General features: G+C 65.0%; 5 protein-coding genes. All 5 read right to left on the bottom strand.

Features of this window, described 5'->3' with window-relative positions:
* The coding region (locus AB1609_16515; protein MEW6048052.1) for an ATP-binding cassette domain-containing protein at positions 1–620 on the bottom strand (620 nt) is incomplete at its 3' end.
* A complete protein-coding gene (locus tag AB1609_16510) occupies positions 607–1,707 on the bottom strand; it encodes an ABC transporter ATP-binding protein (protein ID MEW6048051.1) in 1,101 nt (366 codons plus the stop codon). The genes AB1609_16510 and AB1609_16515, both read right to left, overlap by 14 nt.
* 16 nt (positions 1,708–1,723) lie before the next feature.
* Positions 1,724–2,641: a carbohydrate ABC transporter permease gene (locus AB1609_16505; protein MEW6048050.1), complete on the bottom strand. Its 918-nt coding sequence runs from the start codon at positions 2,639–2,641 to the stop codon at positions 1,724–1,726.
* A 56-nt stretch (positions 2,642–2,697) separates the two neighbouring features.
* The gene (locus AB1609_16500; GenBank protein ID MEW6048049.1) at positions 2,698–3,612 is read right to left on the bottom strand and encodes a sugar ABC transporter permease; all 915 of its coding nucleotides are present in this window, start codon (positions 3,610–3,612) and stop codon (positions 2,698–2,700) included.
* A gap of 63 nt (positions 3,613–3,675) precedes the next feature.
* Positions 3,676–4,446: extracellular solute-binding protein (locus AB1609_16495; protein ID MEW6048048.1), on the bottom strand; the 771-nt coding region annotated here is incomplete at its 5' end.

Below are 4,446 nucleotides of genomic sequence, written 5' to 3'. Positions count from 1 at the left end.
ATGACGGCCACGCGTGCCCCGATGGCCATTGCCTCTTCGTAGTCATGGGTGGCCATGATGGTGGTTTGCCTGAGAGTCTCCTGGAGCCGGACGATCTCGGCCCTCATGGCCTCCCGGACCTTGGCGTCCAGGTTGGAGAGCGGCTCGTCCAGGAGAAGCACGGCAGGTCGGCGGACAACCGCTCGGGCGAAGGCCACGCGCTGGCGCTCGCCTCCGCTGAACGTGTGGGGTAGGCGTTCCAGCAAGTGCTCGATCTCCAGAAGCCTGGCGACGTCGTGAACCCGGCGCCGGATCTCCTCCGGGGCCAGCTTGCGAAGCCGCAAGGGGTGGGAGATGTTCCTGAAGCCCGTCAGGTGCGGGTAAAGTGCCAGGTCCTCGAACACCATCCCCACATCGCGCTCCTGCGGGGGCACCCCATCCACCGGCCTCCCGTCGAAGAGGATCGCTCCGGAGTCGGGCCGTTCGAGGCCTGCGATCATGCGGAGGGTCGTCGTCTTTCCGGCGCCAGGGGCCCCCAGGATGCACACCACCTCGCCCTGCGCCACGTTCAGCGAGAGGGAGTCGACGGCCACGAGCGGTCCGAATCGCTTGCTCACGGCACGAAGTTCAACGCTGGCCATGAAGAGCTTCCCCCGATTGCACGTCGAAAAGCCTCAGGTGCTCGTGCGGCAAGGAGAAGGTCACCGCGTCGCCCCGCCGCATCCGGCGGGCAGGCGCCACCAGGGCCTGCAGGGTGCTATCCTTGCTGCGGCCGCTTCCGGGATCCGGGTCGATCGTGACCAGCACCTCGGCACCCAGGGGCTGCACCATGGTGACCGCGCCCACAAGCTCGCCGTGGCCGACCCTTACGGCCTCCGGGCGGATGCCGAGCCACACCTCGCGCCCCGCTCCGATGAGGGGCCGGCTCCAATCCGGCGCGCGAACTCGCAGGCCGGGGCTCGCCAGCACCGGCCCGTCGGGCCCCTCCTCGACACGGCAGCGGAGCAAATTCATGCCCGGCGCGCCCAGGAATGCGGCAACGAACAGGTTGGCGGGCCGCTGGTATACCACGTCCGGGGTGCCCGCTTGCTCCACCCTTCCCTGCCGCATCACCACCACGCGGTCGCTGAGCGTGAGCGCCTCCTCCTGGTCGTGCGTGACGAAGATGGTCGTCTGACCGAGTTCTTGCTGGAGCCGCCTTAACTCCGTCCTCATGGCCTCCCGCAGGCCGGGCCGGATGTTGTTGAACGGTTCATCCAGCAAGAGCACCTGAGGCTGGGTGATGAGCGTGCGCGCCAGCGCAACCCGCTGCATCGAACTGAGATCGAGCCCGGAAGACCGGCGGTGCAGAATGTCCGTGAGTTCCAGCATCTCGGCAAAACGGTGGACCTCCTGGTCGACGCGTGAGGCCGGCACGTTGCGGATCCGAAGGCCAAAGGCGATGTTGTCGTACACGGTCATGTGCCAGAACAGCGCGTAGTTCTGGAAGACCAACCCCACTCCTCGCCGCTGCGGCGGTAGGTGGTGAACGGGCACGCCGTCGAACAGGATGGCCCCCGAACTCGGGTGTTCAAGTCCTGCCACCATTCGTAGCGTTGTGGTCTTACCGCAGCCCGAGGGGCCGAGCAGTGAGACCAGCTCGCCCTGGCGCACTTCAAGGCTCAGCCCGTCGACAGCGACAAATGAATCGAATCGCTTCGAGACGCGGTCGAGAATCACCCTGCTCATACCCGCTACAGGCCCCTCATTTCACGAGCCCGAAAGTGAACCCGCGGACCAGGTGGCGCTGAATCAGGTATCCGGCCACCACCGGCGGGATGGAGGCCACTATCCCGAGGGCCGCCTGGGGCCCGTAGAAGCGCCCGATGGCCCCCACGTACCGGCTGACCTGCACCGGCAGCGTCACGGCCTGCCGGCTTGTGAAGATCAGGGCAAAGAGGAACTCGGTCCAGTTGAGGATGAACACGAACAGCGCAGTGGCGGCAAGGCCTCCCTTCACCAGCGGAAGGCTCATGGTGAAGAAGACCCTCCACGGGCTGGCGCCGTCCAGCATAGCGGCCTCTTCGATGTGCCGCGGAACGCCGTCGAAGAAACCCCGCATCATCCAGAGTGAGAACGCAACGGTAAACGCGCTGTACATGAGTACCAGGCCAAGCCTGGAATCGATGAGTCCCAGGCTCCGATAATAAACCAGCAGGGGAACGGCGAACGCGACCGGCGGGAACATCCGCGTCGTCAGCGTGAGAAACGGCATCATGGGCCCGCCGGTGCGGTACCGCGAGACGGCGTAAGCCGCCGCCGTTCCGATCGCCACCGAAATGGCCGTCGCGATGGGGGCGATGATCAGGCTGTTCACGACAGCCGGCATGACGGGCTCGGCCGAGCGCGTCATGGCCGCAATCGTTCCGACCGGATTACCCACCTGGAACAGGACCTGGTAGTTGGTCACAGTGGGCCGTCGCGGCCACAGCGTCGGGGGATACGCCAGCCACTCGTCCGGAGGCTTGATGGAAATCGACAGGACCCACAGCACCGGAATGAGGCTGATGAAGGCCGCAACTACAGCGAGGAGGCCGGCCACCCGCCCGCGCCGGGCATGAGCGGGTGCCAGTTCGGCAGCGGGCGCCGACACCAGTTGCGAAGATTGTGGTCCTCCGCTCATCGTCACCCGAACCCTTCATGCGACGTGACGAATCCCACGGTGAACCGCCCTGCCCCTCACATCCCCTGGAGGCGAAGCTCGAGCGACCGCACCGCAAGACGTGTCACCAGTGCGATGCCGACGAGGATCACCACCGCCATGGCCGCGGCATACGAGAGCTGGCCGTAGACGAACCCGACCCGGTAAATGTACAGCGACAGCGACTCGGTGGAGGTGCCGGGCCCGCCACCGGTCATGATGTAGACGAGATCGAAAATCTTCAGCGCTTCGAGAACACGGAGGACGACCGCGACCACGATGACGGGCCTCAGCATGGGCAGCGTGATGTAGCGGAAGATCTGCCACTGGCTGGCGCCCAGGGTCATGGCGGCTTCAGTCGGCTCCTTCGGGAGCGCCGACAGCCCGGAGTAAAGGATCAGGAACATGAACGGTGTCCACTGCCAGATGTCCGCGGCCACGATGGTGGCGATGGCCAGCGTTGGGTACCGGAACCAGTCCACCGCGGCTCCGGGGCCGAACAGCGACGTCAGGAGGTAGTTGACCGGCCCGCGGTCAAGGAACACCAGGTAGAAGGCAAAACCCACCACCACCCACGGAAGCATCATCGGATACAGTAAAACTGACGTTGCCAGTCGCTTTCCGACGAACTCCGCGCGAAACAAAAGCGCAAGGCCGAGGCCGAGGGCAAACTCTGCCGCGACGGCGAATACCACCATCAGCAGAGTCCGCCCCACGGCCTCCCAGAAACGCGCGTCACTCAAAACCCGCAGGTAGTTCTCGAGGCCCACGAAAGGGGCCTGCCACCAGTCTACGCCGAGAATCGGCTGCCAGCCTACGACGCTGAGATAGACGACGATGACCGTGGGCACGATCAACAGCACCCACATCAGGAGCTGCAACGGCGCGACCAGCGTGAGTTGAAAGACCTTCTCTCCGTTGAAGAAGCGTCCCAGTGCCTGACTCCATCGCATCGTCCGCTTCGCGTGACTCTGGGGGCCGGCAGCCATCGGCACTTCTCACCTCCGCCCGCCGTTCTACGCGATCTTTCCGAGTGAGCGCCAGACGTCCTGGATGTGCGCCGGGTAGTTGTTGCGTTCCTCGCGCCACGCTTCTGCCTGGCGGCGCCGTCCGAGGCGGTTGGTGATCTTCTGCCACTCGGCAGCCGAATCTTTCAAGGCCCGAGCCGGGGTCTTCTGGCCCGCAAACGCCTGCTGCAAGTTGACGTTCAATACGTCCAAGTACTCGTTGGCTCCGCGCACCGACAGATCAGGGAATGCATTCTTGGTGTTGGCCAGAAGCACCGGCAGGAAATCCGCTCCGTACGACGCCTTCATCTGTTCGTCCTGGTACCATGGGAGCCGGTACGGGTCGAGCGTACCAACCCTGGCGATGGCGTCCCGCCCCACCGTGGGCCCGGTGAACCACTGAGCGAAGAGATATGCAGCCTCGGGATTCTTGCCGTATCGTGACACGCTGAACGACCACCCTACCACGTGCGGCACCGCCCGAACCAGCCTTGACCCGTGTAGCGTTCCGGGCACCTCCATGTAGCCGACCCTGCCCCGGACCTTTGAATCGGGGCCCTCCGCCCACTTACCCAGCGATGCCCAGGCCCAGGCGAAGAAGACGGAACCTTCGGGAAAGCGCGAGTAGGCGACGGACCAGTCGCCCGTCACCGCGTCGTTCCACATGTAGTTGCGGACCAGCCGCACCTGCTCCTCGAGTGCGGCGATCCCCTCATCGCTGTCGATCAGGGGATCCATGTTGTCGTCGAAATACATGCCGCCCTTGGAGACGAACCGGGC

The organism is Bacillota bacterium (assembly GCA_040754675.1).
Taxonomy (GTDB): domain Bacteria; phylum Bacillota; class Limnochordia; order Limnochordales; family Geochordaceae; genus Geochorda.
This window is presented reverse-complemented; position numbering and strand designations above follow the sequence as displayed.

Bases quoted from the DNA above. Each gene is read 5' to 3' on its own strand.
- AB1609_16505 (MEW6048050.1), bottom strand. From the start codon at position 2,641: ATGAGCGGAGGACCACAATCTTCGCAACTGGTGTCGGCGCCCGCTGCC.
- AB1609_16510 (MEW6048051.1), bottom strand. From the start codon at position 1,707: ATGAGCAGGGTGATTCTCGACCGCGTCTCGAAGCGATTCGATTCATTT.
- AB1609_16500 (MEW6048049.1), bottom strand. From the start codon at position 3,612: ATGCGATGGAGTCAGGCACTGGGACGCTTCTTCAACGGAGAGAAGGTC.